This is a genomic window from Catellatospora sp. KI3 (genome assembly GCF_029948125.1).
Classification (GTDB): Bacteria; Actinomycetota; Actinomycetes; order Mycobacteriales; family Micromonosporaceae; genus Catellatospora.
Window position 1 is genome coordinate 53,764 of the sequence record NZ_JASAMB010000006.1, and the last position, 15,968, is coordinate 69,731.

Sequence of the window (15,968 nt, forward strand, 5' to 3'; positions counted from 1 at the left end):
CGATCATTTGAGGTCGTGTCACGGCCGCCGCGTCGTTTGCGCAGAGGGCGAATCGAGCCGATCACACATCGAGGGCGGACCGTCACAGCACGGCGTGACGTAGATCGCGGTCGGAGCCCGACGTGACCGTCTAGTGACGGCGGGTGCCTCGCGTGGGCAGGCTCCCTGACGTCGGCCGCTCGGCCGGCGACTGCCATGGACCGGTCGCAGGAACGTGCGCCGGCCGTATCTGGGGGTGCTTCCGCACATGCTCAAGCTCATCACCAAGGCACAGGCCGCCTGGGCCACCCGCGACCGCGGCGCCACCGCCGTCGAGTACGGCCTCATCGTCGCGCTCATCGCCGCCGTCATCGTCGGCCTCGTCTACACCCTGGGCGGCGAGGTCAAGGACGGCTTCCAGACCGTCTGCGACCGGCTCAAGGGTTCGGCCTGCTGACCTGCCCCACCCCTGCGGATCTGGAAGCGAGGCGAACGATGAACAGCGGGCGTGACCGCGGCGCGGCCGCGGTGGAGATGGCGTTCCTGCTGCCGCTGCTGCTGCTCGTCCTGTTCGGCATCCTCGACTTCGGGCTGCTGCTGAAGGCGCAGATAGGTGTCACCGAGGCGGCTCGGGAGGGGGCCCGGGCCGCCACGGTCGACACGCGCGGCGGTGCCGCCGCCGCCCGGGTCGCCCAGGTGGACAGCGCGTACAGCACCAGCGTCGTCAGCGCGTGCGGCGCCGATCCGAGCCCGGGCGACACCGCCGTGATCACGGTGACCTACCGGTACGACTGGGCCACCCCGGTCGGGGCGCTGGCCGGGATCTTCGGCGGCGGCGGGTACGGCACCGGCCTGACAGTGCGCGGCACGGGGGTCATGCCATGCCGGGCCTGAACCCGCGCGGCCGCCGCCGCGACGCGGGCGGCGTGTCGACCATCGTCGCGATCGTCCTGGCCGGGGGCGTGCTGCTCGGCATGTCCGCGCTGGTCGTGGACGTGGGCCAGATCTACGCCGAGCGCGAGGAGCTGCAGTCCGGCGCCGACGCCGCGGCGATGAAGGTCGCGCTCGACTGCGCCCGGCACCGGACCGCCTGCGGCTCGACCGCGCGCACCGGCGCCGAGCTGATCTCCGACGCCAACGCCAAGGACGGGCGCTCCAGCATCCTGGAGCTGTGCGGCCGCGACGCCGGCGGACGGCTGTCGCGCTGCACCCTGCCCGACTCGGGCGGACTGGTCGACTGCATCGGCAGCGCGCCGGCGTCGGGCGACTACGTGCAGGTGCGCACCCGGACCGAGGTGGCGGCCGACGACTACGTGCTGCCGTTCACCTTCGCGCAGACCCTGACCGGGGTCGGCGCGGGCACGACCGTCGGCGCCTGTGCGCGGGTCGCGTACGGCCCGCCCAAGGGCGGCCTGGCCGTGACGATCTCGCGCAACGAGTACGAGTGCGCCATGGCGGCGGGCACCGTCGCGGCACCCCCGTGGCCGCCGAACCCGTCCGCGACCCGCGAGGTCGTGCTCGGAGTGCACGGCGGGGCCGCGCGCACCTGCTACACCGGCGGCCCGCCGTCGGGCTGGGACGTGCCCGGCGGGTTCGGCTGGCTCGACGAGGACGCCGGCCCGTGCCGGTTCCTGCTCGGCGCCGACCTCGACTACGACGGCGACAGCGGCACCTCGGCCTCGCGGGACTGCAAGACCGCGCTCGCGGACCTGCGCACCTCGCACCAGGTGATCGCCCTGCCGATCTACGACGGCGAGCGCGGCCGGGGCTCGAACGCGCAGTACCACCTCTACCGGCTCGGGGCCTTCGTGGTCACCGGCTACTCGGTGCCGGGCCTGCACGAGGCGTCCAACGTGAACCCGTCCTTCGACCCGTGCCGCGGCACCGACAAGTGCATCTACGGCTACTTCGTCGATGTGGAGTTCCTACCCGGCGACGTGGGACCGGACCCGGGCACCGACCTGGGGCTCGCTGTCGTCAAGACCATCGGCTGACTCGTACGACAAGGAATTCCTCATGACCCGGCGCATTCTCGGCATGGTGCTCGCCATCGTCCTCGCGGTGCTCGGCACCGCCTCCGTGCTCTTCTACGTCAACCGGACGCGCAACTCCGTGGCGGACGGGCAGACCGCGGTGACCGTGCTCGTCGCCACCCAGCGCATCGCCGCCGGGACCAGCGGCGCGGCGCTCCGGTCCCGGACGCTGTTCCAGGAGGTGGTGATGCCGGCCGGCAGCCTGCCCGACGACACGCTCACCTCGCTGCCCGCCGAACTCGACGACCTGGTTCTCACCCACGACGTCCAGCCGCGCCAGCTCCTGCTCAAGGGGATGTTCGACGCCCCGACGACGCTGTCGGGCGGCATCGCCGTGCCGGACAAGATGATGGCGGTCAGCCTCAAGCTGGCCGTGGAGGAGGAGGTCGGCGGGTTCGTCCGGCCGGGTTCGCAGATCGCCGTCTTCGGCACCTTCGAGCTGATCGACGAGGCGTTCAAGAAGGCCACCGGCCAGGAGAACCACGGCACGCGGCTGCTGCTGCCCCGGGTCGAGGTGCTGGCCGTCGGCGCGTACGGCGAGGACGGTGTGACCTCGGCCCAGCAGCGCGACTCCGAGGCCGAGGCGACCGGCAAGGTGACCCTGCTGGTCACCGTGGCGGTGACCCAGGCCGACGCGGAGAAGCTGATCCACGCCGTACGCGGTGCCGAGCTGTACCTCGCCCTGCTGACCGACTCGTCCGAGGTGCGGCCGGCGGTCGGCGTGGACAACCGAACCCTGCTGCGCTGACCTGCCATGACCATCATCTACGAGCGTGAACCCGCCCTCGCCCAGCACCTGGCCACGCTGCTGGGCGAGGCGGTGGTGGTGACCTCCGCCGACGGCCTGATCGCGCGCGTCAACGCCGACCGGGGCGAGCACCTGGTGCTGTTCGGCCCGAGCGCCCCGATCGAGGAGGCCCTCGGCTTCACCGAGCAGAGCCGCCGCCGCCGACCCGGGATGGGCGTGCTGCTGCTGCGTACCGACCTGTCCGGCCCGGCGCGCGCGGAGGCGATCGAGGCCGGGGTGCGCGACGTGGTGGACCCGGGCGACCATTCGGCCGTGCTGCGGGCGGCCGCGCGGTCGCAGCAGCTCTCCCAGCGGCAGAACAACGACACGGTGGTGCTGCCCCGGGTCGTGGTGCCGGAGCCGCCCGCCGGTGCGGACCCGCCCCGCGAGGAGGCCGGGCCGCCGCCGGAGGAGCCGGTGGGCGGGCAGGTGATCACGGTCTTCTCCGCCAAGGGCGGCAGCGGCAAGAGCACGCTCGCGACGAACCTCGCGGTGGCGCTGGCGCAGGGTACGAAGGCCGGCGGCCCCCGCCGCGTGTGCCTGATGGACCTCGACCTCGCCTTCGGCGACGTGGCGATCCTGCTCCAGCTGTCGCCCGACCGGACCATCGCCGACGCGGTGCCGGTGGCCGACCGGATCGACGAGACCGGCCTGCGCACGCTGCTCACCCGGTGGGCCGGGGCCAAGGACACCCAGGTGGACGTGCTGCTCGCGCCGGTGCAGCCGGCCCAGGCCGAGGACGTCACCCGGGACCTGGTCACCGAGCTGATCCACCTGGCCCGCGCCGCCTACGACTACGTGGTGGTCGACACCGCCAGCGCCTTCAGCGAGCAGATGCTCGCCGCGCTGGACGCCACCCACCAGTACGTCCTCGTCGGCACGCCCGAGCTGCCCTCGCTGAAGAACCTGCGCGTGGTGCTCGACATGTTCGAGCTGCTCGACTACCGCCGCGAGGCCCGCACGATCGTGCTCAACCGGGCCGACTCGAAGGTCGGGCTGACCCTGGCCGACGTGGAGCGGGTGCTCCGCGTGCCGGTCGGCGCCTTCGTGCCCAGCAGCCGGGACGTGCCGCTGTCGGCCAACCGCGGCGTGCCGCTGGCCGTGTCCCACCCGCAGCACCCGGTCAGCGCCGCGATCCGCGAGCTGGCCGCCGACCGTTTCCTGGGCACCGCGGCGCCGGCCCGGCGCGGACTGTTCGCACGGAAGAAGGGCTGACCGAGATGTCCCTACAGGATCGGCTGGGCCAGCGCGGCAGCGCCGGCACCGGCTCCGGTGTGCTCACCGAGCGCATCGCCGGCGCGAACGAGGCGTCGGGCGCGTCCGCCGGGCACGCGGCACCGGTCTCCGCGGTGCCCGTCAGCGGCATCCAGTTCGCCCGCCGCAGCACGCGCCGGGCCTACGACCCGCTCGCCGCCGTGCGCAAGCGCGCCCACCAGGCGCTGCTGGAGCAGCTCGGCCCGCAGCTGTACGACACCGTCGCCGACGACGTCGAGCTGGAGCGCCGGGTCCGCGAGGCGCTGCCCGAGGTCCTGGCCAAGGAGGAGGGCAACCTCACCGCGGGCGACCGCGCGACGGCGTACCGGCAGATCCTCGACGAGATCCTGGGACACGGGCCGATCGAGCCGCTGCTGCGGGACCCGGAGATCACCGAGATCATGGTGAACGCCTGGGACCGGATCTACGTGGAGCGGTTCGGCCACATCCATCCGGTCGAGGCCGCCTTCATGGACGAGGCGCACCTGCGGCGCGTCATCGACAAGATCGTGTCGCGGATCGGCCGCCGGGTGGACGAGTCGTCCCCGATGGTCGACGCGCGCCTGCCCGACGGGAGCCGGGTCAACGCGGTGGTGCCGCCGATCGCCCTGGACGGCGCGGCGCTGACCGTCCGCAAGTTCGCCGCCGACCCGTACGGCGTCGAGGACCTGATCAAGTTCGGCACCATGAGCGAGCGCGTCGCCGAGCTGCTGCGGGCCTGCGTACAGGGCCGGCTGGACATCCTGATCTCCGGCGGCACCGGCACCGGCAAGACGACGCTGCTCAACGTCGTCTCCTCGTTCCTGCCCGCCGACGAGCGGATCATCACCATCGAGGACTCGGCCGAGCTGCGGCTGGCCCAGGAGCACGTGCTCCGGCTGGAGTACCGCCCGCCCAACATCGAGGGCCGCGGCGAGGTGTCCATCCGGGACCTGGTCCGCAACGCGCTGCGGATGCGGCCCGACCGCATCGTCGTCGGCGAGGTCCGCGACGGGGCGGCCCTGGACATGCTCCAGGCCATGAACACCGGCCACGACGGCTCGCTGACCACCGTGCACGCCAACACGCCCCGCGACTCGCTGGCCCGCCTGGAGACGATGGTGCTGATGGCCGGCATGGACCTGCCCGTACGCGCCATCCGCGAGCAGATCGCCAGCGCCGTGGACGTGGTCGTGCAGCTGGCGCGGCTGCGCGACGGCACCCGTCGGATCACCCACATCACCGAGGTGACCGGGATGGAGGGCGACGTCATCACCATGCAGGACCTGTTCACCTTCGACTTCCGGGCCGGCGTCGACCAGTACGGCCGCCACCAGGGCGCGCTGCTCTCCACCGGCCTGCGCCCGAGGTTCCTGGACCAGCTCGCCGACCACAACATCACGGTCCGGCCCGACGTCTTCGGCAGGAGCGCCTGATGCGCCGCGCCCTCACCGCCGGTATGGCCGCCGTCCTGGCGCTGGCCGCCGCGATCTGCCCGAACGCCGCCTGGGCGGCGGGCGGCGAGCTGACCCTCTCCGGCCTGCGCCAGGAGGCCGGCCTGGTGGAGTTCTACCTGTCGGCGCGCGGCCTGCCCGCCGGCACCCGGCTCGACCGGGTCGAGGTTACGGCCGCCGGCCAGCCGCTCGCGGCGCAGGTGCAGCAGCTCGCGGCGGGGCGCGACGACCGGGTGCCGCGCCGGGCGGTGGTGCTGGTGCTGGACACGTCCGGCTCCATGAACGGCGCGCCGCTGCGGGCGGCCCGGTCGGCGGCCAGCCGCTACCTGCGGGACCTGCCCGCCGATGTCGAGGTCGGCATCGTCGCCGCCGGTGCCCCCGCCGCGCTCGCGCTGGCGCCCACTGCGGACCGGTCCGCCGCCGACCGGGCCCTGGCGGCGCTGGCAGCCAAGGGCGAGACCGCACTGTACGACGGAGTCAAGCTCGCCGGTGGTGCGCTGACCGGCGGCGGCTTCTCGTACCGGCGGATCGTCGCCCTGTCTGACGGCGCCGACACCGCCTCGACCGCCACCGCCGACGCGGCCCGGCAAGGCGCCGGCCAGGCCGGGATCGCGGTCGACACCATCGCGTTCCGCACCCCGGACGACGGCGCGGCCGCCCTGGCGGGCCTGGCGACCGGCACCGGCGGCACCGCGTACCAGGCGGCGGACACGCAGGCGCTGGCCGAGGCGTTCGTACGGGCCTCCTCGTCCCTGTCCATGCAGGTCCTGGTCCGGGTCACCGTGCCCGCGGCGCTGTCGGGCCAGCACGTCAAGCTCGCGGTGGCCGTCGGTGGCGCGGTCACCGAGCTGCCGCTCGACCTGGCCGTGAACACCAGCGTGAGCGAGCCGCTGACCGGCGTCGCCGCCCCGCCCCCCGGCGGGACCTGGCTGCTCGTGCTGCTGGTCCTGGTCTTCCTCGGGCTGCTGGGCCTGGCCCTGCTGGTGATCTCGCCGGTCTTCTCGACCGCCGAGCGCAGGCGGCGCCTGGCCCAGGTGGACCGGTTCGTCGCGCCGCAGCGCCGCGCCGCGCAGGCCGCGACGGACGGGTCGAGCCAGGTGACCGCCGCCGCGCTGGCCCTGTCGGCGCAGGTGGTGAAGTCCACCAAGGCCGAGGGTCGGCTCGCGACCCAGCTGGACCGGGCCGGGCTGCGGCTGCGGCCGCACGAGTGGCTGCTGCTGCGCGCGCTGGCCTGCTTCACGGCGGCGATGCTGCTCACCCTGATGGCGAACCTGGCGGTCGGGCTGTTCTTCGGGCCGGTCCTCGGCTGGGCCGCGACCTCGCTCTACCACCGGCGCCGGTCGGCCGGGCGGATGAACGCGTTCCGCGACGCGCTGCCCGACGCGCTGCAGCTGGTGGTGGGTTCGCTGCGGTCCGGCTTCTCGCTCGCCCAGGCGATCGACGCCATGGTGCGCGAGCTGCCGGACCCGATCTCGACCGAGTTCGGCCGGGCGCTGGGCGAGACCCGGCTCGGGGCCGATCTGGAGGACGCCCTCGACCGGCTGGCGACCCGGATGGGCAGCAAGGACCTCGCCTGGGCGGTGGTCGCCGTCCGGGTGCAGCGGGAGGTCGGCGGCAACCTGGCCGAGGTGCTGGCGAACACGATCGAGTCGATGCGGGAGCGGGAGCAGCTGTACCGGGAGGTGCGGTCGCTGTCGGCCGAGGGCCGGCTCAGCGCCTGGGTGCTGCTGGCGCTGCCGGTCGGGGTGGGCGCGTTCATGCTGCTGATCCGCGGCGAGTACATCCGGCCGCTGTACACCGAGCCGCTCGGGATCATGATGAGCGTCATCGGGGTGGCCCTGGTGGTCGTAGGCGCGTTCTGGCTCAACCGACTCGTCAAGATCGAGGTATGACATGAGCGACCGACTCGTCCTCGGCCTCGGCGCCGGAGCGATCTTCCTGGCGATCGGCCTGGTGGTGGTCACCCTGCTGGCGGGCAGCGTCGGCCGGTCCGGCGTGGCGCGGGCACTGGAGACGATCGACATCCGGTACGCGCCCGGCAGCGCCTCCCCGGCCGACGAGAGCCTGGCCGAGCGGATCGGCCCGACCGTGCGGCAGTTCTCCGCGCTGGGCCGCGCCGTCGCCCCCCGCGGTGCCGCGGCGGCGATGCAGCGCCGCCTCGACCACGCCGGCAACCCGCCCGGCTGGCCGGCCGAGCGGGTCGTCGAGCTGCAGGGCCTGGGCCTGCTGGTGCTCGCCTTCGCGGGCGCGGTGCTGGGCTGGCTGCTCGGGCTGTCGCCCGGCGGCATGGTCGTCGCCGTGCTGCTCGGCGCGGCGCTGGGCTTCGCCGCGCCGTTCCTGGCCGTCTACGACCGGGGGGTACGCCGCCAGCAGCTGATCCGCCGCCAGCTGCCCGACGCGCTGGACCTGCTCACGCTGTCGGTCGAGGCCGGGCTCGGCTTCGACGCGGCCCTGGCCCAGGTGGCCACGGCCATGCCCGGCCCGCTGGCGCGCGAGTTCGCCCGGATGCTGCAGGAGATGCAGATGGGCCAGCGCCGGGCCGAGGCGCTGCGGGCACTGGTCGCCCGGACGACCGTGACCGAGCTGAAGACCATCGGCCTGGCCCTGGTCCAGGCGGGCGAGCTGGGCATCCCGATCGCCGGCGTGCTGCGCGAGCAGGCGCGGCAGATGCGGGTCAAGCGGCGCCAGCGGGCCGAGGAGACCGCCCGCAAGCTGCCGGTGAAGGTCATCTTCCCGCTGGTGCTGTGCCTGTTCCCGGCCCTGTTCATCGTGGTGATCGGGCCGGGGGTGCTGAACGTGATGGCGGCGTTCAGCCGCTGACTCAGCGCCGGGTGGCGGCCAGGGCCTGCTCGCGGCTGTGCACGCCGAGCTTGTCGTACAGGCGGCTGACATAGGTGCGGACCGTCGACTCGGCCAGCCGCATGCGCAGCGCGATCGCGGCCAGGCTGCCCCCGGCGTGCAGCTCCCGCAGGATCTCCTCCTCGCGGGGGCTGAGCTGCTGGGTCGAGCTGCGGCGCCGGGCCAGCACGGCGGCCAGGTCCGGGGCGGTGAACGAGGCCGGGGCGACGGCGGCGTGGCGTACGGCGGCCATCAGCAGCTCGACCGGCCCGGTGCGCGGCAGGTACGCCGACAGCCCCGCCTGCAGCGAGCGCAGCAGCAGGCTGTCCTCGGCCGGGCCGGTGAGCACCACGCCGAGCCGGGGCCGCTCCTCCCGCAGCTCGGCGGCGAGCGGCAGCGCGCCGGGGACCGCCGCGTCGACGGTGACCACGTCCGGCTCGTACCCCCGGACCAGCTCGCGCAGCCTGACTTCGCCGGAGGCCTGGCCGACCAGTTCGATGCCGGGGTCGGCGGCGCAGGCGGCCGCGTATCCGAACTGGACCATGGTCACCGGGTCCACCGTCACCAGCTTGATCGACATCGCCCGCTCCTCGACGCTGAGTTACCTCTTCCTACGTAGCGTCCGACTGCGGTCCGGTGTCACTGCCGCGACAGGCGGGCCACCCCCTCAGGTGACGAACCGGTCCGTTCGTCGCCCGGCGGCGGCCGATCAGATCAGGCGCAGCTGCTGGTCACGGGGTCGGCGCGGGCCCTGCTCGTTGAGCTGCTCGAGCAGCCCGGGGTCGATCGACTGCAGGAACGGGGTCGGCCGGCAGTCGCGCTCGCTGCCGAACCGGGCCCGGCGCGCGGAGTGGCTGACGTACAGCCGGCGCTGCGCGCGGGTCAGGCCGACGAAGAACAGCCGCCGCTCCTCGGCGACGTCGGCCTCGGTCGGGGTGCTGCCGGGCATCCGCAGCGGCAGCAGGCCGTCCTCGCAGCCGGCCAGGAACACCACCGGGAACTCCAGCCCCTTGGCCGCGTGCAGGGTCAGCAGCGTCACCGCCTCGGCCCGCGGGTCGAGCGCGTCGACCTCGGCCCCGGTGGTCACGTCGGCCAGGAACCGGCCCAGGTCCGCGCCGCACCGCTGGGCCAGCGGCATGAGCAGGTCGACGGCCGACCACACCTCGTCCGGCTCGGGCGTGGCCCGGCCGAGCGCCGGGCGCTCGATGAGCACCTTGGCGGTCAGCGTCAGCCGCGCCGCGACCGAGCCGTTCAGGCCGGTGGCCAGGCGCATCTCGGCGACCAGGGCGTTGACCCCGGCGCGGTCGCGCAGCCGGTCGTGCGAGCGCTTCTGCACCGGCACCCCGGCCCGCGACAGCACGTCGACGATCACGGCGGCCTGCGCGTCGGTGCGGTACAGCACCGCGATGTCGTTGAACGACACCGTCGCCCCGGTCATGCCCCGGGTGTCGGCCCGGGTCCGGTGCGACACCCCGCCGACCAGCTCGTCGACCTTGCGCGCGATGAACCCGGCCTCGTCGGCGGGGCTGTCGGCGGCGTACCGGCCGATGAGCGGGGCGTCCGGGTCGACCCGGGCCGGGTCCAGCCGGCGGCCCGGCACCAGCGACGTCGGCGCGATGGCCTGCACCGCCGCCGCCAGGATCGGCGCGGCCGAGCGGTAGTTGCGGGTCAGCCGCACCACCCGCGCGTCCACGAAGTCCCGGGAGAAGTCCATGAAGAACGAGACGTCGGCGCCCCGGAACGAGTAGATCGCCTGGTCGGGGTCGCCGATCGCGCACAGGTTGCCGTCGCTGGGCACCAGCAGCCGCAGCAGCGCGTACTGGTCCGGGTCGACGTCCTGGTACTCGTCCACGAAGACCCACGGCCAGCGCGCGCGCAGCTTGTCGACCAGCGACGGCTGCGCCCGCAGCAGTGCGACGAGTCGCGGCACCAGCTCGTCCAGCAGGATCCCGTCGGGGCAGCCGGGCTCGTCGACCACCATCAGGTTCGGCTCCTGCTCACGCAGGACCGCCAGGGCCAGCGCGTGGAACGTCGACACGGTGACGTCGTCGGCGACCGGGCCGAGCAGCCCGGCGAGCCGGTGGCGCAGCTCGTCGGCGGCCCGGCGGGTGAACGTGATCGCCAGGCACTCCTCCGGGTACACGTTCATCTCGGCGCACAGGTACGCCAGGCGGTGCGTCAGCGTGCGGGTCTTGCCGGTGCCCGGACCGGCCACGATCAGCAGCGGGCCGCCCGGGGCGGAGGCGGCGACGCGCTGCATCGCGTCGAGTCGGTCCAGCAGCCCGGTGCCGACCTCCTCCATCCCGGCCAGCATCGGCTCGAACGGCTCGTGCGGCGACGGCTCCGGCGGCAGCGGCGGCGCGCTGACCGGGCGGCGCGGCGTGGTCCGCCGCACCACCGGCTTGGCCGGGGCGGCCGCCTTCGGCTTGCGCGGCGCGGGCACCGCGGCGACGGGCAGGTCGAACAGGGTGTCCGGGGCGGCGCTGAGTGGGCGCAGCTCGTCGGGCTCGAACAGGCGGATCACGCCGTACTCCCCGTCGTAGCCGGGGACGCGGTGCACGGCACCGGCGCGCAGGCGGCGCACCGACTCGCCGAGCAGCTCGCCCCCGACCGCCGCGACCTCGTCCAGCGGCACCTCGGTGAGGATCGACAGCTCCGGGCCCAGGGCCGCGACCAGGGCATTCACCCTGCCCTCGACGGTACGGGTCTTCGGGCCGACGCCCTCGATCTCGCCCACGAGCTCGGGCAGCTGCACCAGGTGCGTCACCGGCTTGGCGTTGGCGGGGGCGACCCCCTCCGCCCGGTCGGCCAGCGCCTCGACCCGGGCCAGCACGCCGATGGTCAGCGGCCGCGAGCACACCGGGCAGAGGCCGCCGGTCTCGCGCGACTGCGCGGGCGTCCAGTTGACGCCGCAGTCGCGGTGCCCGTCCCCGTGGTACTTGCCCTCTTCCGGGAAGAACTCGATGGTTCCGGCCATGCCCGGGCCCCCGGCCAGGGCGTTCTTGACCGCGTAGTAGTCCAGCGCGCAGTCGAAGCGGGTCGCCTCGCGGGCCAGGGCCTGCGGCGAGTGGGCGTCGGAATTGGACACCAGCGTGTAGGCGTCCAGGCTGGACACCCGGTGGTTCATCGCCGGGTCGCTGGACAGGCCGGTCTCCACCGCCGTGATGTGCCCGGCCAGGTCGGCGTAGCAGTCGGCGATGGCGTCGAAGCCCGATTTAGAACCCAGTGCGGAGAACCAGGGCGTCCAGATGTGCGCGGGCACCAGGTACGCGTCCGGGCTGGCCTCAAGTGTGATCTCCAGCAGGTCGCGGGAGTCCAGGCCGAGGATCGGCCGACCGTCGCTGGCCAGATTGCCCACCCGGCCCAGGCGCTCGCGGAACCGCTGCGCGGCGTCCAGATCGGGCAGGTAGATGAGGTGATGCACCTTTCGGGTGCGGTCGCCCCGCTTGTAGATCGTGGAGATCTCGACGCTCAGCATGAACCGGGCCGGTTCCCCTGATGCCAGGCGCGGCGGCAGCTTCTGCGCCACGTCCCGCTCGGTCTCGGCGTTCAGCCGGTAGAGCCCCGGCTCCGCCTCGCGCAGATGGGTGCGCAGATGCTCGAACCAGGCCGGGTGGGTGACGTCACCGGTGCCCAGCAGCGCGATGCCCTTGCGCCGCGCCCACCAGGCGAGCACGGGCAGCTCAAGGTCCTTGCTGCACGCACGCGAGTACCGCGAGTGGATATGCAGATCAGCAGTCCAGACGGGGGGCACACGGAATCCTGACACGCCCGCTGCCCCCGTCCCCACCCGCCACGCACATCCGTGACAGTTCTAACGGAAATCCCTGACATTTACGGGGCGCGCAACTCCACCAGGGTCACGTCCGGCGGGGCGCCGACCCGGACGGGCGGTCCCCAGTAGCCGGCGCCGTTGGTGACGTACACCTTGGTGCCGTCGACGTCGCCGAGCCCTGAGATCACCGGCTGCTGCAGGGCCGCGATCAGGTTGAACGGCACCAGCTGGCCACCGTGAGTGTGGCCGGACAGCTGCAGGTCGACGCCGTGCTTCGCCGCCTCGTGGGCCTGGACGGGCTGGTGGGCCAGCAGCACCACCGGGCGGCTCAGGTCGCGGCCGTCCAGCGTACGGGCGAAATCAGGCCCCTTGCCCGGTCCCTCGCTCACGCCCGTCACGTCGTTGACCCCGGCCAGGTCCAGCCCGTGGATGGCCAGGCGCTCGTTGCGCAGCGCCCGCAGCCCCAGCCGCTCCACCTCGGCTACCCATTCCTCCGCGCCGGAGAAGTACTCGTGGTTGCCCGTGACGAAGTAGGCGCCGTTGCGCGAGCGCAGGTCACGCAGGGGCGCGGCCTCGTCGGCCAGCTCGGCGACGCTGCCGTCGACCAGGTCGCCGACGATCGCGACGATGTCGGCGTCCAGGCCGTTGAGCGCGTTCACGATGCGGCGGGTGTGGTCGATCCCGGTCAGCGGGCCGAGGTGGATGTCGCTGGCCAGCGCGATCCGGTAGCCGTCCATGCTGCGCGGCAGCTTCGCCAGCGGGATCTGGACCCGCTTGACGACCGGCCCGGACAGGGCGGTCCTCGCACCGTACGCGGTGATCCCGGTCGCGGTGAGCCCGGCGAAGATCGCCGCCCCCCGGGCCAGGAACAACCGCCTGCTCTCCGCGTCCCGCTCCGCCGACGCGTCCCGCTGGGGCCCTGGTTGGGGTTCGGGTTCAGGTTCGGGTGAGCTTGATCGTTCAAGTTGCCCCGCAATCGGGGGAATGACGGGCTCGGTTTCGCCCGATTGCCCGGCAACTTCGCTGATCTTGGGGAGTCCGACGGACTCCGCGACCAGGGTGGGCTGGGCGGGGGCGGGGGCGAAGGCGGCCCGGCGGCGGAGGGCGCGGTTGGCCAGGGCGCGGGGCAGCTCCAGCACCAGCAGGATCAGCAGCAGGTAGAACATGACCGCCAGCCACAGGTACCCGGCCAGCGGAATGATCGTGCTCGTCTTGGCGCCGATCGCGCGGGGCAGGATGAACGCGCCGAGCAGCAGCGCCACCAGCGCGAACATGATGGCGTTGCCGATCTTGCGGGCCCGGCCGGGCCGGGTGGTGTCGCGGACCATCCGCTTCCACAGGTACCAGTGGATCGGTCCGACGACGAGCAGCACGATGCTGAAGAAGACCAGCGCCTGGAGCACGGCAGTCCTTCGGGTTCGGGGGTCAGCCGCCGGCGAACGGCGGAAGGACGTCCACTGTCGCACCGGCGGGGATCGGCGCGTGACGGTCGTGCCACGCTAGCCCGTCAACCAGGAAGCTGGCTGAAAGCAGCACCCGGGCGAGACCGTCGCCACGGTCCGCCCCCAGCTCCTTGATCAGCTGCCCCAGGTCCAGCCCGGCCGGGTACGACCCCTCGGGAACCCCGGCCGCCGCCCGGGCTCCGGCGAAGAAGCGCACAGTGATCACGTCATCCTCCGATGGCGGACATGGGTCGGGTGGGCTGCAGGAAGTCCGGGTTGTCGATGCCGTGGCCGGGCAGCTTGCCCCACATCGCCTCGCGCCAGCGCTGCGCGATCTCCTCGTCCCCGGCCCCGCCGCGCAGCAGACCCCGCAGGTCGGTCTCGCCGCGCGCGAACAGGCAGTTGCGCACCTGCCCGTCGGCGGTCAGCCGGGTCCGGTCGCAGTCGCCGCAGAACGGCCTGGTCACCGAGGCGATCACGCCGACCTTCGCCGGTCCGCCGCCGACCAGCCAGGTCTCGGCGGGGGCGCCCGCGCGCTCGGCCGGGTCGGGCGACAGCTCGAACTCGGCGTGCAGCGCGGCCAGGATCTCCTCGGCGGTGACCATGTCGGTCCGGCTCCAGCCGTGCTGGGCGTCCAGCGGCATCTGCTCGATGAAGCGCAGCTCGTACCCGTGCTTCAGGGCGAAGCGCAGCAGCGCCGGGGCCTCGTCGTCGTTGACGCCCCGCAGCAGCACCGTGTTCAGCTTGACCGGGGTCAGCCCCGCCTGCGCCGCGGCGGCGAGCCCCGCGACGACGTCGTCGAGGCGGCGGCGGTGTGCGATGGTCGCGAAGCGGTCGGGGTCGAGGGTGTCCAGCGAGACGTTGACCCGGTCGAGCCCGGCCTCGCGCAGGGGCGCGGCCAGGCGGTGCAGGCCGATCGCGTTGGTGGTCACCGACAGCTTCGGCCGGGGGCGCAGCGCGGCCGCCCCGGCGACGATGCCGACCAGGCCGGGGCGCAGCAGCGGCTCACCGCCGGTGAAGCGCACCTCGGTGACGCCGAGCCGGGTCACCGCGATCTCGACCAGGCGTAGCACCTCGTCGTCGGTGAGCACGTCGGCGTTGGGCAGCCAGGGCAGCCCTTCCGGTGGCATACAGTACGAACAGCGCAGATTGCACCGATCGGTCAGGGACACCCGCAGATCGACGGCACGCCGCCCGAAGCGGTCGACGAGCGCGGATCGTGTGGAGGTCACGTTCACGACGTTAGCGCGCGTAACCGGAATGCGTGCGCACGGTCTACCTGGCAGGACGCCCGGTCGCCTCCAAGATCGCTATTTCCGGTCGAAAGCTGCAGCCGGGCGGCAGGTCCGGACCGGAAACAGCGATCAACTCGCTCCCGGGGGACGGGAACGTGAGGAGGCGGGCGACCGGTGCGGGTCGGCGGGCGGGATGGGTGTCAGGCGGTCAGGCCGAGGCAGGCGGTGGTCGTTTCGCGTACGCCCGGGGCGAAGGCGGCGCCGAACAGGGCCGTGTGCAGCAGGTACATCGACAGCTGGTGCAGCGGGACGCGCTCGCGCCAGCCCTCGGCCAGCGGCGAGACCTCCGCGTACGCGGCGAGGATGCGGTCCAGGTGCGGCGCCCCGCCCCACAGCCCCAGGTAGGCCAGGTCCGTCTCGCGGTGGCCGCCGTGCGCGGCCGGGTCGACCAGCCAGCAGCGGCCGTCGGCGTCCCACAGCAGGTTGCCGGTCCACAGGTCGCCGTGGATGCGCGCGGGCGGCTCGTCCGCGCCGATCCGGTCCAAGCCCGCCAGCACCCGCTCCACCCGGGCGGTGTCGGCGGCCTCCAGCGCCCCCCGGTCCACCGACAGCTTCAGGTACGCCGCCAGCCGCCGCCGGCCGTACCACTCGTGCCAGGCGCCCTCGACCTGCGTGTTGTCCATCGGCGCCGACCCGTGGAAGCCTGGCCACGGCGCCCCGAACGCCGGTGCCCCGGCCCGGTGCAGCGCCGCGAGCCCGCGCCCGAACTCCTCCGCACCGCGCGCGGTCGGCGAACCGTGCTCGACCCACGCCATGCCCAGCAGCTCCGGCGTCTCCACCAGCACCTCCGGCACCGGCACCGCCTCCGGCTCGGCGAGCCAGCGCAGCCCGTGCGCCTCGGCGGCGAAGAACCCGTCCGGGGCCGCGCCGGTGTTCTCCGGCCACGACTTGGCGAAGACCGATTCGCCGTCGTCGAAGGTCAGCCGACTGGTGTGGCAGATCGAGCCGCCGTCCACCGGCGTCTCCCGGATGCGCTGATGGTGCAGGAACGTCGGCAGCAGATGCGGGTGGGCCCGCAGGTAGGCCAGATCCATGGCACCGATTGTCCGGCCCGCGCAGACCGGCCCACCGACTGGCCCTCGTTGCGGCGCCGACCGGCATCACCTGGCCCGTGACCGCGCCGTTCGCGCCT

14 protein-coding genes are annotated in these 15,968 nt (G+C 73.6%); 8 read left to right on the top strand and 6 right to left on the bottom strand.

From position 1 onward, the window contains the following. Nucleotides 1–247: 247 nt before the first annotated feature. From QEZ54_RS12040 to QEZ54_RS12075, 8 genes are read left to right on the top strand one after another with little or no spacing between them, the layout of a single operon-like run. On the top strand, nt 248–436 hold the full coding sequence (locus tag QEZ54_RS12040) for a Flp family type IVb pilin (RefSeq protein WP_281304644.1): 189 nt from the start codon (nt 248–250) through the stop codon (nt 434–436). Between the two features lie 38 nt (nt 437–474). Continuing rightward, nucleotides 475–873, top strand: coding sequence for a TadE/TadG family type IV pilus assembly protein (locus QEZ54_RS12045; protein WP_281304645.1), 399 nt, complete (start codon nt 475–477; stop codon nt 871–873). Next, the gene (locus tag QEZ54_RS12050; protein ID WP_281304646.1) at nt 861–1,973 is read left to right on the top strand and encodes a TadE/TadG family type IV pilus assembly protein; all 1,113 of its coding nucleotides are present in this window, start codon (nt 861–863) and stop codon (nt 1,971–1,973) included. The genes QEZ54_RS12045 and QEZ54_RS12050 overlap by 13 nt, the downstream gene beginning before the upstream one ends. 22 nt (nt 1,974–1,995) lie before the next feature. Further along, on the top strand, nt 1,996–2,760 hold the full coding sequence (locus QEZ54_RS12055) for an RcpC/CpaB family pilus assembly protein (protein ID WP_281304647.1): 765 nt from the start codon (nt 1,996–1,998) through the stop codon (nt 2,758–2,760). A 6-nt stretch (nt 2,761–2,766) separates the two neighbouring features. Then, the gene (locus QEZ54_RS12060; RefSeq protein ID WP_281304648.1) at nt 2,767–4,014 is read left to right on the top strand and encodes a P-loop NTPase; all 1,248 of its coding nucleotides are present in this window, start codon (nt 2,767–2,769) and stop codon (nt 4,012–4,014) included. Between the two features lie 5 nt (nt 4,015–4,019). Next, the gene (locus QEZ54_RS12065; RefSeq protein WP_281304649.1) at nt 4,020–5,468 is read left to right on the top strand and encodes a CpaF family protein; all 1,449 of its coding nucleotides are present in this window, start codon (nt 4,020–4,022) and stop codon (nt 5,466–5,468) included. After that, nucleotides 5,468–7,378 (top strand): type II secretion system F family protein, encoded by a 1,911-nt coding sequence (locus QEZ54_RS12070; protein WP_281304650.1) that lies wholly within the window; start codon nt 5,468–5,470, stop codon nt 7,376–7,378. Before QEZ54_RS12065 ends, QEZ54_RS12070 begins: the two co-directional genes overlap by 1 nt. Before the next feature lies 1 nt (nt 7,379). Then, nucleotides 7,380–8,306 carry a type II secretion system F family protein gene (locus tag QEZ54_RS12075; protein WP_281304651.1) on the top strand — a complete coding sequence of 309 codons (927 nt, stop codon included), beginning with the start codon at nt 7,380–7,382 and terminating at the stop codon, nt 8,304–8,306. Nucleotide 8,307: 1 nt separating this feature from the next. Here QEZ54_RS12075 and QEZ54_RS12080 read toward each other — a convergent pair whose 3' ends face one another. From QEZ54_RS12080 to QEZ54_RS12105, 6 genes are all read right to left on the bottom strand, one after another. Continuing rightward, nucleotides 8,308–8,904, bottom strand: a complete 597-nt coding sequence (locus tag QEZ54_RS12080; protein ID WP_281304652.1) for a response regulator transcription factor — start codon at nt 8,902–8,904, stop codon at nt 8,308–8,310. Between the two features lie 129 nt (nt 8,905–9,033). Next, on the bottom strand, nt 9,034–12,093 hold the full coding sequence (locus QEZ54_RS12085) for a UvrD-helicase domain-containing protein (protein ID WP_281304653.1): 3,060 nt from the start codon (nt 12,091–12,093) through the stop codon (nt 9,034–9,036). Between the two features lie 65 nt (nt 12,094–12,158). Beyond that, nucleotides 12,159–13,502 (bottom strand): metallophosphoesterase, encoded by a 1,344-nt coding sequence (locus tag QEZ54_RS12090; RefSeq protein WP_281304654.1) that lies wholly within the window; start codon nt 13,500–13,502, stop codon nt 12,159–12,161. Between the two features lie 22 nt (nt 13,503–13,524). Beyond that, nucleotides 13,525–13,767 (bottom strand): MoaD/ThiS family protein, encoded by a 243-nt coding sequence (locus QEZ54_RS12095; protein WP_281304655.1) that lies wholly within the window; start codon nt 13,765–13,767, stop codon nt 13,525–13,527. A 1-nt stretch (nt 13,768) separates the two neighbouring features. After that, nucleotides 13,769–14,773 carry a GTP 3',8-cyclase MoaA gene (gene moaA, locus QEZ54_RS12100; RefSeq protein ID WP_281304656.1) on the bottom strand — a complete coding sequence of 335 codons (1,005 nt, stop codon included), beginning with the start codon at nt 14,771–14,773 and terminating at the stop codon, nt 13,769–13,771. Between the two features lie 203 nt (nt 14,774–14,976). Next, nucleotides 14,977–15,870, bottom strand: a complete 894-nt coding sequence (locus QEZ54_RS12105; RefSeq protein WP_281304657.1) for a fructosamine kinase family protein — start codon at nt 15,868–15,870, stop codon at nt 14,977–14,979. Nucleotides 15,871–15,968: the final 98 nt, after the last annotated feature.